At 45.3% G+C, this 24,428-nt stretch carries 20 protein-coding genes and 1 pseudogene; 20 read left to right on the forward strand and 1 reads right to left on the reverse strand.

All coding sequences use genetic code 11. The features are described 5' to 3' along the window. Positions 1–141: 141 nt before the first annotated feature. The 4 genes from G519_RS0126290 (at position 142) to G519_RS0126305 (ending at position 4,564) form a co-directional block, all read left to right on the forward strand. Positions 142–1,455: an ABC transporter substrate-binding protein gene (locus tag G519_RS0126290; RefSeq protein WP_051253700.1), complete on the forward strand. Its 1,314-nt coding sequence runs from the start codon at positions 142–144 to the stop codon at positions 1,453–1,455. An 81-nt stretch (positions 1,456–1,536) separates the two neighbouring features. Then, positions 1,537–2,421: a carbohydrate ABC transporter permease gene (locus tag G519_RS0126295; RefSeq protein WP_029197240.1), complete on the forward strand. Its 885-nt coding sequence runs from the start codon at positions 1,537–1,539 to the stop codon at positions 2,419–2,421. Between the two features lie 13 nt (positions 2,422–2,434). After that, complete coding sequence (locus tag G519_RS0126300; protein WP_029197241.1) at positions 2,435–3,274, forward strand: carbohydrate ABC transporter permease; 840 nt, start codon at positions 2,435–2,437, stop codon at positions 3,272–3,274. 27 nt (positions 3,275–3,301) lie between these two features. Further along, positions 3,302–4,564, forward strand: a complete 1,263-nt coding sequence (locus G519_RS0126305) for a Gfo/Idh/MocA family protein (protein WP_029197242.1) — start codon at positions 3,302–3,304, stop codon at positions 4,562–4,564. Positions 4,565–4,638: 74 nt separating this feature from the next. Here G519_RS0126305 and G519_RS0126310 read toward each other — a convergent pair whose 3' ends face one another. Next, on the reverse strand, positions 4,639–5,199 hold the full coding sequence (locus tag G519_RS0126310) for a helix-turn-helix domain-containing protein (RefSeq protein WP_029197243.1): 561 nt from the start codon (positions 5,197–5,199) through the stop codon (positions 4,639–4,641). Positions 5,200–5,335: 136 nt separating this feature from the next. On the opposite strand from G519_RS0126310, the gene tdh reads away from it, so the two are divergent. The 16 genes and pseudogenes from tdh (at position 5,336) to G519_RS44615 (ending at position 24,402) form a co-directional block, all read left to right on the forward strand. After that, positions 5,336–6,376 (forward strand): L-threonine 3-dehydrogenase, encoded by a 1,041-nt coding sequence (gene tdh / locus G519_RS0126315; protein ID WP_029197244.1) that lies wholly within the window; start codon positions 5,336–5,338, stop codon positions 6,374–6,376. Positions 6,377–6,466: 90 nt separating this feature from the next. Next, on the forward strand, positions 6,467–7,642 hold the full coding sequence (locus G519_RS0126320) for a glycine C-acetyltransferase (RefSeq protein WP_029197245.1): 1,176 nt from the start codon (positions 6,467–6,469) through the stop codon (positions 7,640–7,642). Between the two features lie 145 nt (positions 7,643–7,787). Then, positions 7,788–7,961: a hypothetical protein gene (locus tag G519_RS51345; RefSeq protein WP_164826767.1), complete on the forward strand. Its 174-nt coding sequence runs from the start codon at positions 7,788–7,790 to the stop codon at positions 7,959–7,961. Positions 7,962–8,567: 606 nt separating this feature from the next. Then, complete coding sequence (locus G519_RS0126335; protein WP_029197246.1) at positions 8,568–8,987, forward strand: DoxX family protein; 420 nt, start codon at positions 8,568–8,570, stop codon at positions 8,985–8,987. A 57-nt stretch (positions 8,988–9,044) separates the two neighbouring features. Then, a complete protein-coding gene (gene wrbA, locus G519_RS0126340) occupies positions 9,045–9,713 on the forward strand; it encodes an NAD(P)H:quinone oxidoreductase (RefSeq protein WP_064743536.1) in 669 nt (222 codons plus the stop codon). 71 nt (positions 9,714–9,784) lie between these two features. Further along, positions 9,785–9,916, forward strand: a pseudogene (locus G519_RS53700) (alpha-galactosidase); the annotation flags it as partial. After that, the gene (locus G519_RS53705) at positions 9,912–10,211 is read left to right on the forward strand and encodes a GH36 C-terminal domain-containing protein (protein WP_369073740.1); all 300 of its coding nucleotides are present in this window, start codon (positions 9,912–9,914) and stop codon (positions 10,209–10,211) included. The pseudogene G519_RS53700 and the gene G519_RS53705, both read left to right, overlap by 5 nt. A 196-nt stretch (positions 10,212–10,407) precedes the next feature. Further along, the gene (locus tag G519_RS44605; protein WP_036633777.1) at positions 10,408–11,838 is read left to right on the forward strand and encodes a serine hydrolase domain-containing protein; all 1,431 of its coding nucleotides are present in this window, start codon (positions 10,408–10,410) and stop codon (positions 11,836–11,838) included. A 267-nt stretch (positions 11,839–12,105) separates the two neighbouring features. Then, positions 12,106–13,059 carry an ABC transporter permease gene (locus G519_RS0126355; protein WP_036633778.1) on the forward strand — a complete coding sequence of 318 codons (954 nt, stop codon included), beginning with the start codon at positions 12,106–12,108 and terminating at the stop codon, positions 13,057–13,059. Further along, positions 13,059–13,955: a carbohydrate ABC transporter permease gene (locus G519_RS0126360; RefSeq protein WP_036633780.1), complete on the forward strand. Its 897-nt coding sequence runs from the start codon at positions 13,059–13,061 to the stop codon at positions 13,953–13,955. Before G519_RS0126355 ends, G519_RS0126360 begins: the two co-directional genes overlap by 1 nt. Positions 13,956–14,086: 131 nt before the next feature. Then, positions 14,087–15,640, forward strand: coding sequence for a response regulator (locus tag G519_RS0126365; RefSeq protein ID WP_029197251.1), 1,554 nt, complete (start codon positions 14,087–14,089; stop codon positions 15,638–15,640). Next, complete coding sequence (locus G519_RS0126370; protein ID WP_029197252.1) at positions 15,637–17,445, forward strand: cache domain-containing sensor histidine kinase; 1,809 nt, start codon at positions 15,637–15,639, stop codon at positions 17,443–17,445. The genes G519_RS0126365 and G519_RS0126370 overlap by 4 nt, the downstream gene beginning before the upstream one ends. A 104-nt stretch (positions 17,446–17,549) precedes the next feature. Continuing rightward, positions 17,550–19,052 (forward strand): extracellular solute-binding protein, encoded by a 1,503-nt coding sequence (locus tag G519_RS0126375; RefSeq protein WP_029197253.1) that lies wholly within the window; start codon positions 17,550–17,552, stop codon positions 19,050–19,052. A 248-nt stretch (positions 19,053–19,300) separates the two neighbouring features. Further along, positions 19,301–20,233, forward strand: a complete 933-nt coding sequence (locus G519_RS0126380) for an AraC family transcriptional regulator (RefSeq protein WP_029197254.1) — start codon at positions 19,301–19,303, stop codon at positions 20,231–20,233. A gap of 43 nt (positions 20,234–20,276) precedes the next feature. Further along, entirely contained in the window at positions 20,277–21,290 is a 1,014-nt protein-coding gene (locus tag G519_RS44610; RefSeq protein ID WP_051253703.1) for a hydroxyacid dehydrogenase, read from the forward strand. 43 nt (positions 21,291–21,333) lie between these two features. Further along, entirely contained in the window at positions 21,334–24,402 is a 3,069-nt protein-coding gene (locus G519_RS44615) for an FIMAH domain-containing protein (protein WP_051253704.1), read from the forward strand. Positions 24,403–24,428 lie beyond the last annotated feature (26 nt).

Consider the following 24,428-nt stretch of genomic DNA (forward strand, 5'->3'; position numbering starts at 1 on the left):
TTTTTTTTAGTTCTTTGGATAACGTTGTCCAGAATTTGGCGCCAATTAATTCAGAGAAATGAAGGGGGGTGAAATAGGTTTCCGGCGTATGTACGATTGGCATGTTCGATCATAAAAAAATGAAAAAAGGGTGATAACGAAATGGTCAACAATACAAAAAAGGTTGTTCTCGTCACAACGCTCATGTCGGCAATGGTTGTTGTAAGCGCTTGCGGTAATTCTGGTTCATCTAACTCTACATCTACAACAGCGCCCAAATCCGATACGAAGCCGACGGCTGCAGCATCTGCTGAAAAAGTAACAATTACTTATGGCGGCTGGAGCATGGACACGATGACCGATGTCATCAAAGCGTTCCAAGCGAGTCACCCGAATATTGAAGTAAAAGCGGAGAATACGCCGTACAAACAATATTTCACCAAATTAGAAACAGCCGCGCAAGGCGGAACAATGCCTGACGTACTTTGGATGAATGGTCCTAATTTCGTCAAGTATGCAGGTAACGGCATGTTGAAGGATTTGACAGAGACGATCAAGACCGATCAGTTAGATCTCACCAAATATCCAACCTCGCTGGTTTCGCTCTATAGTCTTGGCGGTAAAAATTATGGAATTCCTAAAGACTTTGACACGATTGGCTTATGGTACAACAAAAAGCTGTTCGATGATAAAGGAATTCCATATCCGGACGGCACATGGGATTGGAGCAAGCTGACGGAAGCGGCTAAGAAATTAACGGACCCTGCCAAGGGCATCTATGGATTCGCTGCTCCAATGATGAACCAGGAGGATTTCTACAACACAATTCTTCAGGCTGGCAGTTATGTCATTTCCGATGATCATAAGAAATCAGGCTTTGATCAACCAGAAGCAATTGAAGGTCTGAAGTTTTTGACGGATCTGATTCAAGTGCATAAAGTATCTCCGACGCTAGCTCAGATGACGGAAACTGCACCAGCCGATATGTTCACATCAGGCAAGCTCGCTATGTATTTTGACGGCTCATGGGCAGCGTTTACGATCAATCAAAACGCCGATATGAAAAACAAGGCAGATGTTGCTGTGCTGCCAAAAGGGAAAAAGCAAGGTGTTGTCATTCACGGTCTGGGTAATGTCATATCCGCGAATACCAAACATCCGAAAGAAGCATGGGAATTCGTTAAATTCCTTGGCTCTAAGGAAGCAACTGAAATTGCTGCGAAGCAAGGCGGAGCGATTCCGGCTTACAAGGGCAGCGAGACTTCCTGGTTAGCAACATTCCCGCAATACAAAGCAAAAGCTTTCATTGACATGGCAGAGTATGCAACGCCATACCCTGTGTCCAAAAATACTTCAGTTTGGAATACTTATGAAACAGATATTTTGAAAAATGCATGGACGGGAGATAAACCGGTAGCTGATGCGGCCAAAGAGCTCGGAGCTAAGATGAACCAAGCATTAGCAGCAGAAAAATAAGGCTCAGGAGATCCGTTTTGGAAAGCGACGTTCGAAAGCGGATCTCCTTCCCCAATTCCACTCATAGGAGAGTGAGTAAACATGCGATTCAGCTCGAAGCGACTATCCGATTGGAAGTGGGCATATATCATGATTATGCCACTAATGCTTGGCTTGCTGGTGTTTTATATTTGGCCTGTATTCCAAACCTTTTATTTTTCCTTTACGGATTGGGGGGCTTTCGGCAAATACACCTGGACAGGCTTATCGAATTACAAGATGCTGTTTACGGATAAAGAGCTGCTTCACGCGATCCGGAATACTAGCATTTATATCGTTCTAGCTGTGCCGATCGGGATCATCCTGGCTATTCTGTTGGCTGTTCTTCTGAACCAGCAGGTCAAAGGATTGTCCATTTACCGTACAATGTATTTTCTTCCGGTCGTAACCATGCCGGCCGCGATTGCAATGGTCTGGAAATGGCTGTACAACTCTGATATTGGTTTGATCAATTACTTACTTGGTTTATTGTCAATTCCCGGTCCTCACTGGTTGACGGATAATCGCACGGCGTTATTATCGATTATTATTGTTGCCATATGGTGTTCCATCGGCAGCCACATGATCATTTTTCTGTCCGGACTCCAAGGTATCTCATCTTCCTACTATGAAGCCGCATCTATTGACGGTGCGGGGCCTGTAACCAAATTTATGCGTATTACGATACCTCTCTTGACGCCAACCATTTTTTTCGTTCTGGTTACTTCATTGATTGGCGCCTTTCAGGTATTCGACTTCATATATATGATGGTAGGCGATATCGTCATGGAATCCACGCAGTCAGTTGTGTTCTTATACTACAAATATGGCTTCTTGCAAAATAACAAGGGCTATGCGTCCTCAATCGCAGTCCTGCTGTTTACCATTATTATGATTATTACGTATATACAAATGAAAATTCAGAAGAAATGGGTTCACTACGAATGAGGAGGGCGCCTGAATGAACACCAGAATCCATCAACGAAAATCGGTTCAGACCGGGGTTATTCATCTTATTCTTATCCTAGGTGCTGTCATCATGGTAACTCCCTTCATCTGGATGTTTCTTACATCGGTGAAAACGTTAGGAGAGTCAACGGCGATACCTCCGGTTTTACTTCCTAAAACGTTTCAATGGAGCAATTACACCAAGGTATTTGTGAACTTGCCATTTTTCACTTTTTATTGGAATACATTTATTACAACGGTGATAAAAGTAATCGGTCAATTAATCATTTGCTCGCTAGCTGCTTATGCTTTTGCGCGAATTAACTTTCCGGGTCGTCATTTCTTCTTCATTTTAATGCTGTCCGTGCTTATGGTGCCGGGTCAAGTATTCCTTATTCCGCAGTATATGATTATGAAAGACTTAGGGTGGCTTAACTCGCTTACAGCACTCATCGTGCCAGGTTTATTCAGCGCTTTCGGCACATTTTTGCTGCGCCAATTTTTCATGACGCTGCCTCACGAGCTGGAAGAAGCCGCTAAGCTTGATGGCTGTAATCAATTTCGTATTTATTGGCAGATCATGCTTCCTTTAGCCAAATCGGGGATGGTTGCTCTCGCCATTTTCACCATGCTGTGGTCATGGAACGATCTGATGTGGCCGCTCATCGTCAACAGCTCACCAGACAAAATGGTGCTCTCAGCGGGCATTGCGTTCCTCCAAGGTGAGCATAAAACGAATTATACGATTATTATGGCAGGCTCTATGATGGCTATTTTGCCTATGATTATTATCTTCTTTATTTTCCAACGTTCATTTATTCAAGGGATTGCTTTTACAGGCAGCAAGTCCTAACAGACAACATAAGGAGAGAGACCAACTATGCAAAAAGTTACAGCCATTCTGCTGGGAGCCGGCAATCGCGGTGCCCAAGCTTATGCGCCTTACGCTCTTAATTATCCTCATGAACTTGATATTGTCGCAGTAGCGGAGCCGGATCAGGATAGGAGGGCAGCTTTTATTGCTGCTCACCGAATTCCACAGGAGCATGCCCATGCGGATTGGGAAGAGCTTCTGGCGCAGCCGAAGCAGGCGGATATCGCTATCATTTGTACGCAGGATCAGATGCATTACGAACCGACATTGAAGGCGCTTGAGCTTGGTTATCACGTCCTTCTTGAAAAACCGATGTCTCCAAGTCCAGAAGAATGCGTTGAAATGGAGCGTATGGCTAAAAAGCATAATCGCTTGCTGACGATATGCCATGTACTGCGTTATACGGCGTTCTGGACGGCGATGAAACGTGTCATCGATGAAGGGAAGATTGGACAAATCGTCTCCATTCAACTCAATGAAAATGTCGGCAATATGCATATGGCGCACAGCTTTGTGCGCGGCAACTGGAATAACTCGGATACTTCGAGTCCGATGATTTTGGCCAAATCGTGCCACGATATGGATATTTTATCGTATATCATGGGCGAGCCTTGCGAGCGTGTGAGTTCATTTGGTTCACTTATGCATTTTAATGAGGAGAACGCGCCAGAAGGAGCTCCAGCACGCTGTCTTGACGGTTGTCCGGCGGAAGCCAGCTGCCAATACTATGCGCCCAAATATTATTTGGGGACCGGAAAGAACTGGGCAGCAAAGTTCACAACGGATACGAGTTTAGAAGGCATTCTGGAGGCACTGCGCACAACGCCATACGGCAAATGTGTGTATCGCAGCGATAACAATGTCGTTGATCATCAGGTCGTCAATATGGAATTTGTTAGCGGGGCTACTGCGATGTTCAGCATGTGTGGGTTTACGCGGGATAATACGCGCATTGTGCAGGTCATGGGAACGAAGGGTGAAATTCGAGGAAACATGGAAGAGCATACATTCACTGTGCATGATTTTGTGACGAATGAGCAGAATGCGATTCATGTCCATGCATCCGAAGAAGGGCACAGCGGCGGCGATGTGGGCATCGTACGCAGTTTTCTTCGCGAGGTTCGTGCATATGCAGGAGGGGAAAGCGAATCATCCGCTGCTGCTTCTGTGCGAAGCCATCTGATGGCGTTTGCCGCTGAGGAATCACGTTTGAACGGCGGAAAACCGGTTGAAATTGAGCAATTTTACAAAACTCTAGTCAAGGTATAGTAAAAAAACGCAAGCGGCCTTGGTATTCGGCAGCTTGCGTTCTTTTATAGGCGACAAGTAACTTAAACTTAAAATTAAGAAGGTGGATAATAAATTAAGGTTTTATAGACGGCTTTAGCGTCTGATGTATTTGAATACGTATGAGGCCGATCTGCTGTGAAGTGAATGGCATCGCCAGCTTTGAGCGTGTAGCTTTCCTGGGAGATGGTTAGATCGAGTTTTCCTTCTACCATGAGAATGTATTCTTCAACGCCCTCATTATGAGGTTCCGAGGCATGGCTGCAATCACGATCCATTTCGACGGTATAAATTTCAAAGCTCTTTTGAGGGTGAAAAGGGAAGAGCGGGAACGCGCGATACTGGCCATCTTCCTCCTCGAAAGGCGAAAGACCGGCTGCGCGGACAACTGTAATCTTTGGTTCGGTATCTTCGATTAGACTTGTAAATGAAATTTGTAAGCCGCTCACAATTTTCCAAAGTACGGAAATCGTCGGATTCGAATCTCCCCGTTCAATTTGCCCCAACATCGCTTTACTCACACCAGTCAATTCAGCGACTTGATCTAAGCTTAATCCTCTTGTTTTGCGAATATTTAAAAGTTTTCGACCCACCATTTTATGAATTGGTTCGTTCATTTCAGGTCCTCCAATATTTATTTTCCGTATTGTCAAATTGCCTATTTACAATATAACATACAAATGTATAATATGGTATATAGATGATAAAACGCACGTTTGTACATTATAGTAAACATAAATTGGGGGAACGATAATGAGCACTACCATGATTGGACTGGTTAAAGAGCACAGGGGACCTGGTGCCATACTGAAAGAAGTTCCTATTCCGACTTGCGGAGCCGATGAAGTTCTTGTCCGCATTAAAGCAACATCGATTTGCGGAACAGATTTACATATTTACAATTGGGATGCCTGGTCAGACAAAACTGTAGTCACGCCGAATGTTTTTGGCCATGAATTCGCAGGCATTGTTGTGGAAGTCGGAGAACGGGTCACAAATGTTGCCATCGGTGATTATGTTTCTGCGGAGGGTCACATGGTATGCGGTTCTTGTAAAGCATGTCGAACGGGGAATGCGCATGTGTGCCCGAACACCAAAAGTTTCGGGATTACGGCACCAGGCTGCTTTGCGGAATATGCCGTTGTTAAGGCAACCAACATTATTCGTAATGCACCTGATCTGCCTTATGAAATCGCTTGCTTGCAGGACCCGCTCGGTAACGCTGTACAAACAGTACTCTCCGGCGACATTGTAGGAAAGTCGGTTGCCATTATTGGTGTGGGCCCGATTGGCTTACTGGCCATTCAAGTAGCAAAGGCTTGCGGAGCAGGAGCTATATATGCCGCGGATATTAACCCTAACCGCTTGGAGCTCGCCAAAAAAATGGGCGCGGATTACACGATTAACGCCATGGAAACGCGTATATCCAAGGCTCTCCGAGAATTGACGGATGGTGAAGGTGTTGAGGTTGTTCTTGAAATGTCCGGAAATCCGCAGGCCATCGTAGACGGCTTTGAAGCTGCTGCCAATGCGGGCAGAGTGTCCTTGCTCGGTATTCCAACCAAAGAGGTGAGCTTGGACCTAACGAATCAAATTATTTTCAAGGGGCTGCGCGTTGAAGGGATTACGGGGCGAAAGATGTACCAAACTTGGTATCAAATGAAGGGATTGCTGAATCAGAAGCGAATTGATCTGGCACCGGTTATTACGCATAGATTTACATTAGATCAGTATGAGGAAGCTTTCCGGTTAATGAATCAAGGTCAATGCGGCAAAATCGTATTTACACATTAGGCGGATGCTTACGAAGTAAGTTTTTCGCAAAACTCTAAAGCGGATGCTTACGATGCAAGTTTTGCTCCGTAAAACTTTGAGGAGGTTCACATGAACTATTTGAACGATTTGGCAGCGGATATCGAAGGGTGGAAGCGAGAAGGAAGATACCGCTCCATTAAAGTATGGGAGAGTGGTTCCGACTCCTGGATGTACCTCAATGGGAAGAAAGTTCTTCAAATGTCTTCCAATAATTATTTGGGCTTGACCCATCATCCGAAGCTTAAGGAAGCTGCGATCGCAGCAATCGAGAAGTACGGGGTTGGCAGCGGTTCGGTGCGAACGATTACGGGAACTCTCGATATTCACGATGAACTGGAGATCGAGCTTGCTAAGTTTAAAGGCACGGAGGCTGCCCTTGTGTTCCAGTCTGGTTTTACAACGAACCAAGGTGCTTTGTCAGCAGTTCTGGGAGCCGACGATGTGGTGATTAGCGATGAGTTGAATCACGCGAGTATCATTGATGGCATTCGCTTGACGAAGGCGAGCCGCAAAATTTTTGCTCACAAGGACATGAATCAGCTTGAATCCATTTTGAAAGAAACGCAAAAACATCGTAAACGTGTCGTTGTGACAGATGGCGTCTTCAGTATGGATGGCGATATCGCGCCGCTTCCTGACATAGTTCAACTAGCAGAAGCTTACGACGCCATTGTGTACGTGGATGATGCCCACGCGAGCGGAGTGCTTGGCACAAACGGTAAAGGTTCGACGGACCATTTTGGTCTTCATGGCAGAGTGCATATCCAAATAGGCACCCTATCCAAAGCAATCGGAGCCGTCGGTGGCTATGTTGCCGGTGCTCAGCTCTTAAAAGAGCATTTGATTCATACGGCAAGGCCGTTTCTGTTCAGCACTTCGCAAACACCTGCCGTTGCAGCTACATGTTTAGCCGCTATTCAAGTGCTTAAGGAAAGCTCGGATTTAGTAACAAAGCTCTGGGATAACGCGAATGGATTTCGAGCATCTTTACAGCAATTAGGCTTTGACACGGGTGCAAGTGAGACACCTATCATACCGATTATCATAGGCGATCCTGCACAAACCATGCGCTTTTCGGATCGTTTGCTGGAAGAAGGCGTGTTTGCCCAAGGGATTATCTATCCGACGGTTGCCATGGATAAAGGCCGAGTGCGGCTAATTGTTACGGCTCAGCATACAAAGGAAGACTTATCTTTTGCCTTAGATAAATTGCAGAAGGTCGGTCAGGAGTTCGGACTGATTTAGTAAAAGTAAAAGTAAAAGTGCTGCCAACCTTTAAACAAGGTTTGCAGCACTTTTTTGTGCTTTTAGAACCATGCCATATGGATATGTCCAACTCTTAATCTCTCACATAGGATATAGCATCCTATTTTTATAGGAGGTGAGAGAAATGAAAGTGAACTATTTTACGTTAACTTTGGGTTTACTAGGAGCAGCCAAGTTGATATTGAACGCTTACGGATTAGATATTATTCAAGATGATCAAATGAATGCTATTGCTAATGGCGTAGCAGCTGTCCTATCTATAATCGGGGTTTACACCAACCATCAAAAACCTGTTTAATTTCAGCAGGAATTGCAAGGGTTAAAAGGCTCAGAAATTAGATTCACTTAGGGGCACATGAAAATAAATGGGGTGGCAATCTTTTTGCCTTCTCATTTTTTTTGTTTTCTGTCGATAAAATTGCAAGGGAAAGTTCACTCGAACACTAGCTTATGGAACGTACGGTCGCTATTTCGGGAATTCTGCCCAATAAATCGAAGCGATTGATAATATTTCGTTATCTGTTTGTAAATAATTAAACAAGATGCTTAGGAAAGGAGCAATGAACATGGGTGACAACGGACCAGTCAAACCAAACGGGTCTCAGCATGCCGAGAAACCTTCAAACGATCCGGAAAAACAAGGAAGATCCGCAGCCAAGAAAAAATCAAAGTAGTGGATGAAATGTTCACAAATAAAGCTTGATTAGCAAGGTTTTATCATAGGATCATTGTTTAATTGATAATCACGGCTGCCAGTGCAGGCGTGATTATTTACGTTAATACATAATAAGTATAATAATAAATAATTTATAGTTGCTTGACATTAGTAAGCGATATACGTTATTATACGAACATAAAGTTTATGGCTTTAAAAAAGTTAGTGAAAAAAGGGAGACTTAATAGAGTGAAAAATAATTATCAGATTGGCGCATTGATACTAAGAGTGCTGCTAGGAATTACCTTCTTTGCTCATGGTGTTTCTAAGTATCAAGGAGGTATTGGCAATATAGCAGGCTGGTTTGACAGTATCGGTATTCCAGGCTTTATGGCTTACGTCGTGGCTACGATTGAACTGATAGGGGGCCTTGCACTGATTTTAGGTTTCGGTACACGTATTGTATCCGCACTAATGGTAATACTCCTTTTAGTCGCTACTTTTAAAGTGAAATTAGCCGTCGGATTCCTCGGGAATGGTCAAATGGCCGGATACGAACTGGATCTTTCCATGATTGGGGCCGCTATCTATCTTCTCCTAAATGGCAGTTATGTCATTTCCATTGATTCTTTATTCAAAAAGAGTCAAAAACCAACACAACATATGTAATGTTTTTATGGAGTAAGAGGTTCATTCCAGTAAATAAAATGATGGTGGTGTTTTGATATGGGCTTTCTCGATAAAATTTTTGGAAATACAGCGAAAACGGAGCGAATTGAGATGACGAATGTAAAACTTGCAGTTATATACTACAGTTCAACAGGAACGAACCACACACTTGCCAATTGGGCAGCTGATGGCGGAAGAGAAGAAGGCGCGGAAGTTAGAGTCTTAAAGATTCCTGAACTTGCTCCACAATCAGCCATTGATTCCAATCCAGTTTGGAAGGCGCATGTTGAAGCAACTAAGCATATCCCTACTGTCACTTTAGATGATTTAGATTGGGCTGATGCGATTATTTTCAGTATCCCAACACGTTTTGGCAATATGCCAGGTCAAGTGAAACAATTTTTGGATACAACAGGCGGTCTATGGTTCCAAGGGAAACTCGCTAATAAAGTTGTAAGTGCAATGACATCAGCTCAAAATTCACATGGTGGACAAGAGCAAACGATTCTATCTTTATACACAAGTATGTATCATTGGGGTGCAATTGTTGCCGCGCCTGGTTATACAGATCCTGTCATTTTCTCTTCCGGAGGTAATCCTTACGGTACGAGTGTGACTGTTGATCAATCCGGCAAGATGGTTGAAGATGTAGAGAAGTCGGTTATGCATCAAGCGAAGCGTACGGTGACTGTAGCTCGCGCGATTAAAGCAGGCTTAGCTAATTAATTTCTGTAAATAAGAAGTGACAGTTAGTCAGATATTGACTGCTGTCACTTTTTTTATTGTATAAGGATGTAGGTAAACCGGAAGTTAAGGAATTTATTTTGGATTTCATGACGGACTTATTAAGTACCTATCAGATCTCTTTTATCAAATGGGACATGAACCGTACCATTACAGAACCGGGAACGAGTCAGGCCGATTATTAGCGCGGGAAATTTATATCGCTTAAACTCATTTCGAGAATCCAATTACGCAGCAGCCCAGTATATAAGTATGGATGGCAGCGAAGCCGTTGTGTTTGTCTTTTTGCATACGCAGAAATTTGCATCTGAATTACCGCGAGTACATCTTCAAGGCCTAGAACATGAGGTAATCTATCAAGTGATTGGGATTGAAAACGAACCCCTATATTTTAAGGGTAAAAATTTAATGCATGTTGGCTTGAAGGTTAGGCTAACAGGTGATTTTGACAGTAAATTGATTCGACTGAAAAGACTTTGAAGTTAGTAGAGCCGGATCATTTCCTTAGAGAGGGAAGATGCGGTTTTTTTTCGGCATAAGGTTGTTCGTAGGAGAACGTCGAGTACTTCGTCCAATTCTGCTCTGCCATCACAAAAGCCGAATGACTCTAAGCGGTTGAATTGATATAATAGTCTTGTAGATTTACAAATTCTGGTGTGTAGAAGGAGAGACATGAATGAGTGCTATTCGATCCCTACCAAGAAGTCAGCCTGAGCGTCAAGGTATTGCGTCTTCCTCGATTACGAGCTTTCTAAAAGAAGTTCAAGACCGCAGTCTAGAGCTTCACAGCTTCATGCTCCTCCGACATGGGCACGTTGTTTCGGAAGGATGGTGGACACCTTATTTGCCTGAACGTCCGCATATGCTGTTTTCCTTAACTAAAAGCTTTGCTTCAACAGCCATCGGATTGTTAGTGGGAGAAGGGCGAGTCTCGCTCGATGACCGGATTGTCTCCTTTTTTCCTGAGGATTTGCCGCCAGAAGTTACACCTAATCTAGCTGCTATGACCATCCGACACTTACTCATGATGGGTACAGGTCATGCGCAAGATACGAGTGGAAAGATGCAGTCAACCGATAACTGGGTCAACAATTTCTTAAACATTCCCGTGGAACATGAGCCAGGTACGCATTTCGTGTATAACAGCGGGGCGACTTATATGCTTTCGGCCATTTTGCAGAAGGTAACCGGTCAAACGTTACTGGACTATTTGCAGCCGCGACTGTTGGAACCGCTGGATATCCAAGGTGCCACTTCGGAAAGCTGCCCTCGCGGCATCCACATTGGCGGCTGGGGAATGAAGATCAAAACCGAGGATATTGCCAAGTTTGGACAGCTATATTTACAAAAAGGTCAATGGGATGGGAACCAGCTCATTCCTGAGATTTGGGTAGAAGAAGCGACAACGAAGCAAATTTCCAATGACTCCAGCACTAATAATGACTGGGCTCAAGGGTATGGGTATCAATTCTGGAGATGCCGTCACGGCGCATATCGAGGCGACGGAGCTTTCGGGCAGTTCTGCATCGTTCTCCCGGAGCAGGATGCCGTCATTGCGATAACGTCCGGAGTGAATAACATGCAGGACGTTCTTGATGCAATTTGGGAGCATCTGCTGCCTGCCATGAAATCCGAAGAGCTGCCTGTGGACAAGGAAGCCTCTGAGTCGCTAACCCAAGTATTGCATGGACTGAGATTGGAGCCGCCACGAGTACTTTCAAACTCAACGCTGGAGACCAGCATATCGGGAATAGAGTTTGAGTTAGAAGAAAATGAGGAACAAATTCAAACATTATCTATTGATTTTACAGAGGATTCCACCAACGTTACGATTCAAATTAACACCGGAAAACATACGGTTTACTTTGGTAGAAACGAATGGTATGAGGGAACATACACGCTGCATATGAGACAGGAAAATGTGGCATTCGGCTCAGCAACATGGCAGGATTCGAATACGCTCTTATTAACGTTAAGATACGTGGAAGCGCCATTTTGCGTGACTTTAATATGTAAGTTCTATGATGGAAGCTTGCAAATGCAATTTCGACAGAACGTCTCGTTCGGCAATGTGGAACCTAAGTGGATTCTAGGAAAAGTTAGATAAAGGATTGTTGAATGATAAAAGGTCGGTCTGCCGCAGCAGATCGACCTTTTATCCTTAAGGCACCAGATGATACTGATTCGATAGTCTCGGGGAGAGCAGCCGGCGTGTGCTCTGAACTGCTCCAAGTAATGGGTAAGAACATAACCGACGGATTAACACCATAAGATTTTCTTCATAATCATAAGATTGAGATATTAAAAAAGCGTTTCCATTCTCTTTATAATAGGTGTATACGAAATACTACTTGTTCAGGAAAGGATGGAGCGTATGCAAATACCAGTAGAGGTGGCACCGAAATCACGGCCCGTCAAAAAAAGGAATAGGGCTTTTGTAGATATCATAAAGGATTGGGATTTGTACCTGCTGCTCGTGCCGGGACTGTTGTTTCTGGCCATATTTAAGTACACCCCCATGTCTGGGTTGATCATATCCTTCAAGGATTTCAATATTTTCAGTGGGATATCCGAGAGTCCATGGGTCGGTCTTAAGCACTTTAAACGGCTGTTCGTCAATGATCAGTTCCTCAGTGTATTATCGAATACCTTGATTATTAGTGTAATGAAGCTGATCTTTCTGTTCCCGGCGCCTATCATCTTGGCCATTCTTTTAAACGAGGTTCGGAAGATGGCTTTCAAAAGAGTCGTACAATCTGTCATTTACCTTCCGCATTTTATCTCTTGGGTCATTGTTGGTGGTTTGTTCATCAATATGTTCTCAGTCAATGGTGGTATCATTAATGCTGTTATCGTTAAGCTCGGCGGTGATCCCATACCGTTCTTCATGCACGCCGGATACTTCAGGCCACTGCTAGTACTGTCGGAGGGTTGGAGAGAGGTGGGTTGGGGAACTATTATCTATCTCGCCGCAATTGCCGGGGTTGATCCGCAGCTATATGAAGCTGCAAAAATGGACGGAGCTAATAAACTCAAGCAGATGCTCCATGTGACTCTGCCAGGCCTGATCCCCACTATCACGTTAATGTTTATCCTTAAAATGGGTCAACTACTGGAAGCAGGTACAGAGCAAATTTTAGTTATGTACAATCCCGTGGTATATAGTGTTGCAGATACGATTGGGACGTATGTTTACCGTGTAGGGATAGGAACATCGGACTACAGCTTCTCGACTGCGGTCGGTTTTTTCGAATCGGTGACTGCCTTCCTCCTTGTCATTCTTGGTAACTTCTTATGCAAAAAATATTTGGGAAGGAGCATCTGGTGATGGCAAAAGCGACTTCGATCAAAGCATCTACAGGTGAGCGTATATTCTATATCAGCAACTACCTGTTCTTCATCCTATTAGGCATGGCCACGCTGTTCCCATTCCTAAACGTGCTCGCTAAGTCCTTCAGCAGCGAAGCGGCTGTCATCTCTGGACTGGTCACGATTTTCCCCGTAGATTTCCAAATCGGAACGTACGAATTGGTCCTTGGGAACAGTCAATTTATGAACAGCTTCCGGATAACCATATTTATTACAGTAACCTATACGGCACTCTCGCTCATTATGACCACGATGGCAGCTTATCCGCTCTCTAAGCCCGGTCTTAAAGGAAGAAAGGCTATCCTGCTGCTGTATGTGTTCACTATGCTGTTCCATGGCGGTTTGATTCCCAATTATCTGCTTATGCAAAATTTGGGTCTGATCAACTCCTTATGGTCACTGATTTTACCGGGTATGATCCAAGTTTTTTATATGCTGCTGATCAAAAATTACTTTGAAGGGTTGCCGGATAGTCTAGAGGAATCGGCCAAATTGGATGGAGCTTCCAACATGAGAATTCTTTGGAGCATTGTGCTTCCGTTGTCGATGCCAGTGTTAGCGACGGTTGCTCTCTTCTATGCGGTTCTGATCTGGAACAGTTACTTTAACGCCATGGTTTACATTAGCCGTCCGGACTTAAAGCCAATGCAGCTATATCTCAAGGAATTGATCGCAGCTACCAATGATGTGCTTGGCCAGTCGGGAATGATCGACATCAGCAAGGACCTTAACCGAAGTCCGGAGGCTGTTCAAGCTGCCTCTATCATTACAGCTACCGTTCCAATCTTGTGTGTATACCCATTCCTGCAAAAGTATTTCGTAAAGGGAGTACTTGTAGGATCAGTAAAAGGTTGATTTTGTAAGTGTCAATCATTATCTAATTTGATAGAATAGATGGATAAGAGGGAGTGCCTTATGGGGGCACCCCCTTTGCCTGTTCCGCAGACATCATCCGAAGACATAGCAGGAAAGGAAAGAGGCCAGTTATGCTAAAAGTGCTGATTGTAGACGACGAAGAGATTACCCGGGAAGGTCTTAGATCTTGTATCCCCTGGGAAGAGCTGGGGATGAAAGTTGTAGCGGAAGCAGAGGATGGCGCGGAAGGGCTTGAGGCGGCTGTTAAGCTTCAGCCGGATATCGCCTTATGCGACGTAAGAATGCCCCATCTGGATGGGATTGGATTGGCTAAAGGGATTAAAGACAAGGTGCCTGGCTGCAAGATCATTTTTCTAAGCGGCTATTCGGACGTAGAATATCTAAGATCTGCGATTCAACTTCAAGCCGTTGATTATGTAGAAAAACCTGTTGACCTGGAGAAGCTTCAAGAGGTTTTGGTTAAAGCAGCGGAGGCTTGCAGACAAGAGCGGGAGAATCGAGAGCGGCTGGAGGACATGGAACGGCAAATGATCAAGTCCAGACCTTTCTTATCAGGGAAGGCCTTACAAGCCTTGCTTGCAGGCACCGGTTCGGTTAATGAGTTGGAGAAGGAATGGCTTACCGTCCACTCTATCAGTTCCGGCGATGCCCGCTATGTATGCTGCATGATTATGGGTGAAGACCGTAGATTAAACATGACGCTCATAGAGAAACTCGAGGAAATGTTTCGTTCTTACGGCTTAGAAGGTTTGTGTTGCGAATATGATCATGTACTTTCTGCCGTATTTAAATTGGCGGATGGGAAGGAAAATGAAACCATCGTTCTGATGATGAATTCGCTATCGACCTATGCGCGGAATGTGCTTCATACCCGTCTTTCCGCAGGTGTAGGAGGAACGGTAGGGAGCCTTGAAGCTATAATTGGCTCGGTACAGCAAGCTTCGGAAGCGCTTCAGTTTAGCTTCTATAGGGGATGGAATACGACAATTCTTCATGAGCACACAGGTCGGGGAGCGAAGCCGAAACTGATTCATGAGAAGTATACCTTTCTCCGATTCGAGAAGCATCTACAACGTCAGGAATTCGAAGAGGCGTCCTTACTGCTACAGGAAGTCGTATTCGAGCTGAGAAAGTTGGAATCATCTTCCATTGAGTGGATTCGCAAGCGACTCTTTAAGTTGTATATCATCTTAACCAAAGTGTTTTTGGAAGCAATCACAGAGCTGGATAACGACGAATTATGGAGATTATTTGCAAATGGACAGCTCGACTCGATTGCCCATTTTCTACAAAGCCAGTTAGAAGCGATTCGGGATGGGTTAGCTCATCTCGGGACTCAGCCAGACAAGGCAGTCATACGCGAAGCTGTTGCTTTTATTCATAATCATTATCATGAAGAAATATCCATCGATATGATAGCCAAGCAGGTTTTTTTAACACCGACCTACTTTTGTCTGATATTCAAGAAAGAGCTTGGGATTGCTGTTAATGAGTACATCACGCAAGTCAGGATTGAGAAGGCCAAGCATTTGGTTAAGGACAGAAGCCTAAAGCTATATGAGATTGCGCTGAAGGTCGGATATACAGATCCGAATTATTTTGCCAAGGTATTCCGCAAGCTTACGGGCTTCAAGCCATCTGAATATAGGGAAGTTGCGCCATGAAACTCAATAAATGGCTTGCGACCGGATATTTACGGAACCTGAGAATTAAATATAAGCTCCTTCTCTCTTACATGCTGCTGATATCTATAACCATAGCAGCCGTTACATGGTTCTCCTATAATAAGACGACTAAGATGATAGAGAGGCAAGTCGCAGAATCCACGGATCGTGCTTTCGAGCAAGCTAACGAATTCATTACATATAAGCTTAACAATGTGAAGGACGTCTCCAGCATGCTGTTTATGAATAAGGAGCTGGAGCAAATTTTGCTGAAGTCCCCTGTTAATTATCCATTAGCCGAACAGATAGACGATTACAACCGGCTCCTGGATATGGTACGTTCAGCTCAAAACAGCAGAGAAATTTTCAGCATCCGTTTGTTTGTTAACGATTCCGGGATATTCGCCAAGGAAAATAGCACGATTTTTAATATGAAGAATTTCAAGGACACTTGGTGGTTTAAGCTGGTACTTGAGCAGAATGGTGGTTTGTACTGCCGTTCCACGTATAGCCATGACTATCAGGATCAGAGGGGTTCTCAACAGATTATCTCTTGTATGCGCACCCTGCAAACTCAGGGCTTCTTTGGGGACGTTCTTGGCCTCGTTTCTATGGATGTTCTGGAGGATAGTATCTACCGGATCATCAAGCAAACGGAAATCACGGATGGTGGAGAGGTTTACTTGGTTGATCGTGAAGGAAATGTCATTTCGGGCTTGGACAGAAAAACGATCGGTCAAAGTTTGTCTTCAACGATATATTTCCAGGAGATTATTAAGGGAAGCGGAGATAGTGGCTATCAGAACCTAGAGGTTAATGGCAAAGCATCCCTCGTTACTTATAAGAAGGTGGAAGGGACGGATTGGCGGCTAATAGCCATCATTCCACATGAGGAAATGATGCAGTACAGCGACCAAATAGCCAGCTATATGCTGCTGCTGTTCATCTTAGCTACGGTTAGCGCGGCAATAATGGCCTTCTTCATGTCTGGAGGGATCACAAGAAGAATCAGTCTACTCATCCAGCAGATGAAGAGGTTCGAAGAGGAAAAGTGGGACGTACGTATTTCCGTGGATAGTAAGGATGAAATAGGTATTCTACAGGTTAACTTCAACCGGATGACGGACAACATCAAGCGTCTCATCATGGAGAAATATGAGGAAGAGGTCCGAAAGAAGAATGCCGAGCTTAAAGCTCTGCAAGCCCAGATTAACCCTCACTTCTTATACAATACACTGGATATGATTCATTGGTTGGCCATGAAGCATAAGGCCCAGGACATCAGCTACCTTGTAGGGGGATTAGCAAAGTTCTTCCGGTTAAGTTTGAGTAAGGGAAAAGATGTTATTTCGATTGATGATGAGCTCGCTCATGTTCAGATTTACCTAGATATTCAAAACAAAAGGTTTTCTGGAAGTATTAAAGTGTCCATAGAGGTGGAGCAACAGATCCTGGAGATGACGACAGTGAAGCTTGTACTTCAGCCCATTGTGGAAAATGCTATTCTACATGGGATTCGGGAGAAGGAAAACAAAAGGGGTCTGATTCGAATATCAGGCCAAATTTGCGACGGTCTGGTGCTATTTATCGTGGAAGATGACGGGGTTGGCATGACGGAGGAAAAGATGAAGAGACTGCTGACAGGTGACCAAGGAGCAGGGTATGGAATCAAGAACGTCAATGAAAAGCTCAAGCTTTATTTCGGGGATTCGTTTGGATTGTCTTATGAAAGCGAAGAGGGTCTAGGTACTAAGGTGACGATTCGTTTCCCTGCCATGAAACATCCGTCAGAAGGCGTATCCTGACAACATAGAGAGCATCTTCTGACAAATACCAATGAACGGACCCATGGTATAGTGAACGAAGAGAGGTTAGATCCTCTCAAGTATAAGTATACGGGGGAGATTAGATGAAGAAACTTATTTCCATGTCAATATGTGTTTCATTAGCTGTTGCAGCCCTAACTGGCTGCGGTGCTAATAATGGAGGCTCTGGTACCGGGACAACTGGGACAAGCCCAAGCGCATCTGCCAAGGTGGATGCTCCTAAACCCGAGCTCAGGCAGCTTGGTTTCCAACGAAACTTTGACACGAATCAAGATCCGGTTGCGAAGATGTTGGAGGAAAAGACGGGCTACAAGGTAAAATATGAAACGCTGCCCTTGGAAAATCCTGACGACAAGCTGAACCTGTTAATGGCAAATAAGGAGCCTTACGATATTCTTAAGCTATCAGGTTCCCAATATCGGAAGCTGGCCTCTCAAGGGGCACTTGAACCATTAGACGATCTCCTGAAGAATTATGGACAGACACTTGCGAAGATAAATACGCCGGAGTCCTTCGAAGCGGCCAAGGTTGACGGTAAGATATACGGGATTCCAGAACGACATCCAAGAGGCTTTGTCGGCAGCTCTTTGGCTATACGCCAAGATGTCCTTGATGAGTTAGGTATGAAGGTGCCGACTAGCCTTGATGAATTTTATCAGCTGTTGAAGACCATTAAAGAAAAGAAGAAGGACATGATTCCGTTTGCGGGATTTGAGAGTGTGATCACAGAAATCTCCGGTGCCTTTGGCATTGCGACTCAGTGGTTAGAGAAGGATGGAAAGCTGGTTAACCGCCTTGACGATCCGGGAATGAAGGAATACCTGGCGTTTATGAGTAAGCTTTACAGCGAGGGTCTTTTGGATCCGGAATGGCCCGTGAACAAGGCGGCTACAGTTCAACAGAAATTCTCCAGCGGCAAAGCAGCCGTCATTCCTTACGGCTGGGGGATGGCCCCAGCAGTAACAACAGCGATGGTGAAAAATTTCCCTACCGCTAAGATCACGCTAATACCGGGGCTTAAGGGTAAGGACGGAACGCAAGCTCAAATGATTCAAGGTGGAGGAATCAGCTGGTATATTGCCATTCCTAAGGTTTCTAAAAACAAGCAAGAGGCAATGAAATACCTAGATTTAAAGGTTCAGCCTGAGCTGTTCCAAAATTTATCTGTCGGTGAGGAAGGCGTTCATTTCAAGAAAGAGAACGGAAAGATGTTCCCTATTCTTCCGAAATTTAATGATGAGCGCGGCAATGCGGATTGGTTCCTGACCTCTACGAATCCGGAAGCGTTCCAAGAACTTTGGCTGCTGAGGGTCCGCAAGGACCCGGTGCTGTATGCAACCTTCGAGGAAATTCAGAAGCAGATGTCCTTTGGCAAGAAAGATCCTTTGATCTTCGCGCCACCGCTTCCTATGCTTGGAACTAATATCCAGAAGCTCACTAAATCCGAGAATGATTACATTATCAAGGTATTCGCAGGAGCTGAAAAGCTAGACGGCTACGATAACTTCGTGAAGCAGTGGAAGGCTGATGGCGGCAGCGACGTGATTAAAGAAGTAACAGATTGGTACGCAAAATCTAAAAAATAAATAAGTTCGGTAAAGGGGCAGTCCCCGAAACGCATGTATTTGCGGTTCGGGAACTGCCCCTTTTTGCAATAGGAATCAGGGAGGTTAAGAGTCGGTTGTATGGAACTAGAGAAACCGTTTTCACAAAACCGTAAGATTTTCTTGTTTATCATAAGATTGCATCATTTCAATAATGCCCAGTTTTTACGAAAATAAGAGTTAGAACAGGTGAGCCATCACCTAAGTAAAGTCATGGGGGAGGGAACGGAATGGCCTACCAGTTGTTTACATATCGGCATAATAAGACCTTACCGGAAGTTGCATGGTTGAAGGAACCTTTTGTTTATGATTTTTTCACCCTTTGGCAGGTTGGAGAACGTCGGTTGTTTCGGGATACAATCGGGTTTAAAGGACCTCATGAGGATCGGTTTTGGGATATAGGGTATGTGACAGAGGGATCTGGTGTCGTATCTATTCATGGTAGCGTATACCAGATTCGGAAGGGTGACTGCCTGGTTAGAATGCCGGGTCATACTTGCATGATCTCCTCAAAAGATACCGACGAGCTGCAGATCTGTTACATCCGGTTTGAGCTTCATGATTCGGAGAGAGGTGAGCATCCCTTCGCTTGTATGAATAGCATGCTTTTGGAGAAGAAAGATCCGGTCCGCAGGGACCACTGGGGGTTAGCGGACTTATTCGATCAATTGCTTAGAGAGATTCGGTACGAAAATCGTCACCTGCTATTGATGGCTGGAAGCTATGTAAATCAGATATTGGTTGCGGCATATCGCAATTACTTGGGACAAGTGGAGCGTAATATCGATACATCTGACCATATGGTTCCATCCATTGGAGGCAAAAGGGAGATTGCTGAGCGTGCGGTTCAATATATGAATGAACGAGTTTTGGAGTTGAAGGAACTTAGTAGTGTTGCGGATGTTCTTGGCTATAGCTATTCGTATTTATCTCATGTATTTAGAGAAGAGATGGGCACCAGTCTACAAGCTTACTTCTCGAAGAGACGGATATTAACGGCTATGCAGTTTCTCCATGATGAGGATAACACAGTAACCCGCGTGGCTGAGTTACTTAGCTATCAATCGATTCACTCGTTCAGTAAGGCTTTCAAGAAGCAGACGGGGCAATCGCCTTCTGAATATCAGTTTCGATATGCGAATGAGAAAAAAGCAAGTTACTAAATGAAACCGTTTACCTTCAGTCGTGTGAAAAGGAGAAGAGCTTATGACTTTACATCTTGCAATTATTCCGGGCATGCGCATAACCCGACGAGTATTCACACCCTCTCAATTAGAAGAGCTGGGCAGACTCTCCCGAAAAGTGACCCTGAATCAGGAAGAAGGAAACCCATCCCCCGAAACGGTGAAACGGTTGATCCAAGGGGCTGACGCTGTGATTACTTCTTGGGGTTGTCCCCCTCTGGACAGTGAACTTCTTGCAGAAGCACCTGACCTTCGGGCACTGCTTCATGCTGCCGGATCTGTAAAAACTGTAGTTACTCCAGCGCTTTGGGAGCGGGGAATCCAGGTGACGGGCGCCGCTTCGGTGCTCAGCAGGGGGGTGGCGGAAACAACGCTAGGGCTTACGATCGCTTCTTTGAAAAATATGTGGCAGATCATCGATTATACGCGAAATAAAGACTGGTGGGGTTTTCAGCAAGATTCGGTAAGAAGCCGAATAAGGGAAATGTACGGGATAACGATAGGCGTAATAGGAGCTGGTCATGCAGGACGGCATTATATCAAGCTTCTGCAAGGCTTCGATGTGAAGATTCACCTAAGTGATCCTACCTATACGGAAGTTCAAGCAGCGGAGCTGGGGGCTAAGCTAGTTCCATTGGAGGAGCTGCTAGCCGCAGCAGATGTGGTAGCGGTCATGGCACCCGAGATACCGGAGACCTATCAGCTACTTAATGAGGACAGACTCGGTTTAATGAAGGATGATGCCATTCTGATCAATCCAGCGAGGGGCTCCATCATTCACGAGGAAGCACTTATCCGACATCTGAAGCTGGGCCGTTTCTTTGCTTGCCTGGATGTGACGGAACCTGAGCCGCCGGCTTCAGATCACCCTTTTCGCACGCTGCCAAATGTGGTGCTAACCGGTCATATTGCAGGTGCGGTCAATAATGGCTTGCTGCAGATCGGTAAATTCATAACAGACGAATGGGAAAGATGGGTTCAAGGTGTCCCGATGGAAGGTCGCATCGATCCGGTGAAGCTCTCCTTTTTGGCATGAAGATGCGGCACTACGGCACTACTAATTGATAGGAGGCTGAAGAATGGTTATTCGTCGAAAATGGTTCATGCTTGTGTTGGCAGTGCTAGTTGCGGTGGGTATTTTTCCGTTAGGGACGGTCGCGACATCCGCAGGAGATGCCCGTTATATTCCTATGGAGGTTCAAAATTCAGGCTTTGAAGAATCAGCAGGCAGCAGCTCCATTCCTGGTTGGAGGACGTTTTCAGCGGATGCTGCAAAGGGCACTTCAGTTGTCGCTACAGATACACTCCACAAGAGTGGCAGCCAAAGCGCAATGATGACAGATGGAAGCACGACTTTACCACTGGGACTAATCAGTAATCCAATACCGGTGGTTGCTGGGGAGACATACCGACTGACCGCCGAAATCTTAGTGGCGCAATCAAGTGTGAGAGCTTACATTAAATTTTTTAATGATGCGGGCAAGGAACAGCTGCCTAATGCAACGGCCTTGGCCAATACCTTGAATCAATGGAGCTTGCTGGAAGTAGAGGGTAGTGTACCCGCCACAGCAACGAAAGCTGAAATTTGGTTCTATATGGGAGCTTCGGGGATGAGCAAATCATATATAGATGATGTGAGTTTATCTTTGAAGACTTTGGAGCCGGAACCCGAGCTGCCCGTTTCCTTCGGAGAGCCCATTGATTTGGGGGATGCTGTGAAAATTCCGCTGTCCCAATCTGCGGTTTATGGAAAGAACGCCTCGGGAGAAAACGAGCAGTACATAGCTGTAGTTGGATCGCCTGCTGTCTTTTACGCGGTTAACGCGGAAACTGGCGAACAGCGGTTCAAGCAGCAGCTTCCAGGCTCTGATGTCGTATGGGCCATGACAATCGGATCCGACGGCAATGTCTATGTTAGCGGAACGACTAACGGCATCTTATATCGTTATCTGCCTGATGAACGCAGGCTGGAAAGTCTGGGCGTGAATCCTTCAGACAAATTCGTATGGGACTTGAAAGCTAGCTACGATGGCAAAATCTATGGAGCGACTTATCCAAACAGCAAGGTATTCGAATACGACATTGCGACCGCAGTCTTCAAAGATCTTGGATCCATGAAGCCGGGCCAACAGTATGCCAGAGGGTTGGGAGTCACTGACGATTATGTGTATGTGGGAATAGGGACCAAAGCTTATGTCGTTCGTTATGACAGAAGAACGGGAGAGAAGAAGGATATCGCGATTCCGACTCAAGGAGAGAGCGGAACGATCTCAGAAATTCAAGTATATAGAGGAAAGCTGTTTGTCAATGCAGGCAGCAAGCTCTATGTTATCGATGTGGCGACGGAGCAGCTATTGAATACGATCACGTATCAGAGCAAGATTTCGGAGCCTTCTCCGTATCAGCCCAATCTGATTTATTATAAGCTAGCTGACACCTTATATACCTATAACATGGACACCAACGAGACGGATAAAGTGGAAGGCGCTCCACCGCTGCCAGGGGATACGGCGGTTAAAAATCATGCTTGGATGACGCTCACCCAGGGTGAGAAGGTAGGTAGAACGGTCCTAGTTGGAATGGCCGCTTTCACCGATTCCTTCTTTTTCGACCCAACAGATAATTGGTATCGTTTGATCTATCCAAAGGTGGAATCCCAAGGGGTAGCGGTTAACGCGATGGAAGCCTACGGGGACCAGCTCTTCTTAGGCGGTTATCAGCGGGGGCTAAGCATTTTTGACTTGAAAACCCAACAATATACGTACACGAATAAAGGGTTTCATCAATCCGAGGGGATTGGAAGCTATGGAGGCAAAGTGATATTCGGCACTTATAGCGGTGCCAAAATGTACGCCTACGACCCCGGGCAGCCGCTGGATTACAGCGAGTATGGAGCTGGCAATCCGGGTTTGGTGCTGGATATTGAAGAAGATCAGGACCGGCCTTTTACCATGACGGAGGGTGAGGGCAAGCTGTTCATCGGGACGTTCCCTTCCTATGGCAAGCTTGGAGGTGCCCTGACGATTATGGAGAAGGTGTCAGGAGACGACGGAACGGTGACAAGCACCGTGTATGACGTATACCGGGATATTGTGCCAAATCAAAGCATATTCGGATTGGCATACAAGGACGGTAAGGTGTACGGAGGAACCTCCCCGGTTGGGGGACTGGGCATTACACCGACTGAGACGGTAGCGAAGATGTTCGTATTCGATGTCGCCAGACGGGAAAAGATTGCCGAGTTCACACCGGTCATTCCCGGCTTGGATGGGCCACCAAAGCTGATCGGGGAACTGACCTTCGGGCCAGACGGTTTACTTTGGGGTGCGGTGGATGGAACCATATTCGCGATGAATCCGGATACTTATGAAATCGTGAAAAGCAAGGTCGTCTATCCTACGATTTATAACAGCAGCAAATATCGACCGTTCTACCTGAAATGGGGACAGGATGGATTGCTGTACACAACGCTAGGTCGTAAGTTGACGGTAGTGGATCCTGCAACGCTTCAGACGAAGCAACTCATAGAGGGCACGGTAAATCTGCTAGCACTAGGCGGTGACGGAAGTGTCTATTATACGTTAGGTGCGAAGCTGTACAGGCTTCCGGTTCCGCTCAAGGAGGTAACGCTTGAGGTTGGAAGTAACGAGTTTACGCGCGGCGAGGACTCACTGATTACGGTAAAGGGTGTTCTAGCTAATGGTCATGAAGCTCGCTTATCGGAAAGTGAGGTTCAAATCACAGTAACGGATCCAGCGGTGGCAGATGTCCGAGATGGAGCTTTAATTGGGAAAAATCCGGGAATAGCAGAAGTGCAAGCAACTGTCAGTTTTCATGGGGTAACCCTCAAGACGGTACCGGTAACGATCCGAGTAGTAAGCAGCATGGAATCCGTAAGAGGGCTTCTGGAGGAAGGTAAAGCAGAAGGCAACATTATGACCTCTGTTTTCATGCAGCTGTCAAATGCTTTAGCGCAAGCTGAACATCAGCGGGATAAAGGAGATGCATCCAAGTCTATCAAGCATTTGCAGGATATGCTCAAGCATTTGGAGCATGTACGAGTGAAAGATGGTGCGATAGAAACGGGGATTTACGAGAATTTAAAAACGGATATAGCGTGGTTAATTAGCCATATGATAAGTATGTAAAACAAGTAAGAACAGAAGGATACCGA

The sequence above is a fragment of the Paenibacillus alginolyticus DSM 5050 = NBRC 15375 genome (genome assembly GCF_000422905.1).
Classification (GTDB): Bacteria; Bacillota; Bacilli; order Paenibacillales; family NBRC-103111; genus Paenibacillus_E; species Paenibacillus_E alginolyticus.

Coding starts and splice junctions, on each gene's coding strand:
- G519_RS0126290 (WP_051253700.1), top strand. CDS start 142: ATGGTCAACAATACAAAAAAGGTTGTTCTCGTCACAACGCTCATGTCG.
- G519_RS0126295 (WP_029197240.1), top strand. CDS start 1,537: ATGCGATTCAGCTCGAAGCGACTATCCGATTGGAAGTGGGCATATATC.
- G519_RS0126300 (WP_029197241.1), top strand. CDS start 2,435: ATGAACACCAGAATCCATCAACGAAAATCGGTTCAGACCGGGGTTATT.
- G519_RS0126305 (WP_029197242.1), top strand. CDS start 3,302: ATGCAAAAAGTTACAGCCATTCTGCTGGGAGCCGGCAATCGCGGTGCC.
- G519_RS0126310 (WP_029197243.1), bottom strand. CDS start 5,199: ATGAACGAACCAATTCATAAAATGGTGGGTCGAAAACTTTTAAATATT.
- tdh (WP_029197244.1), top strand. CDS start 5,336: ATGAGCACTACCATGATTGGACTGGTTAAAGAGCACAGGGGACCTGGT.
- G519_RS0126320 (WP_029197245.1), top strand. CDS start 6,467: ATGAACTATTTGAACGATTTGGCAGCGGATATCGAAGGGTGGAAGCGA.
- G519_RS51345 (WP_164826767.1), top strand. CDS start 7,788: ATGAAAGTGAACTATTTTACGTTAACTTTGGGTTTACTAGGAGCAGCC.
- wrbA (WP_064743536.1), top strand. CDS start 9,045: ATGGGCTTTCTCGATAAAATTTTTGGAAATACAGCGAAAACGGAGCGA.
- G519_RS44605 (WP_036633777.1), top strand. CDS start 10,408: ATGAGTGCTATTCGATCCCTACCAAGAAGTCAGCCTGAGCGTCAAGGT.
- G519_RS0126355 (WP_036633778.1), top strand. CDS start 12,106: ATGCAAATACCAGTAGAGGTGGCACCGAAATCACGGCCCGTCAAAAAA.
- G519_RS0126360 (WP_036633780.1), top strand. CDS start 13,059: ATGGCAAAAGCGACTTCGATCAAAGCATCTACAGGTGAGCGTATATTC.
- G519_RS0126365 (WP_029197251.1), top strand. CDS start 14,087: ATGCTAAAAGTGCTGATTGTAGACGACGAAGAGATTACCCGGGAAGGT.
- G519_RS0126370 (WP_029197252.1), top strand. CDS start 15,637: ATGAAACTCAATAAATGGCTTGCGACCGGATATTTACGGAACCTGAGA.
- G519_RS0126375 (WP_029197253.1), top strand. CDS start 17,550: ATGAAGAAACTTATTTCCATGTCAATATGTGTTTCATTAGCTGTTGCA.
- G519_RS0126380 (WP_029197254.1), top strand. CDS start 19,301: ATGGCCTACCAGTTGTTTACATATCGGCATAATAAGACCTTACCGGAA.
- G519_RS44610 (WP_051253703.1), top strand. CDS start 20,277: ATGACTTTACATCTTGCAATTATTCCGGGCATGCGCATAACCCGACGA.
- G519_RS44615 (WP_051253704.1), top strand. CDS start 21,334: ATGGTTATTCGTCGAAAATGGTTCATGCTTGTGTTGGCAGTGCTAGTT.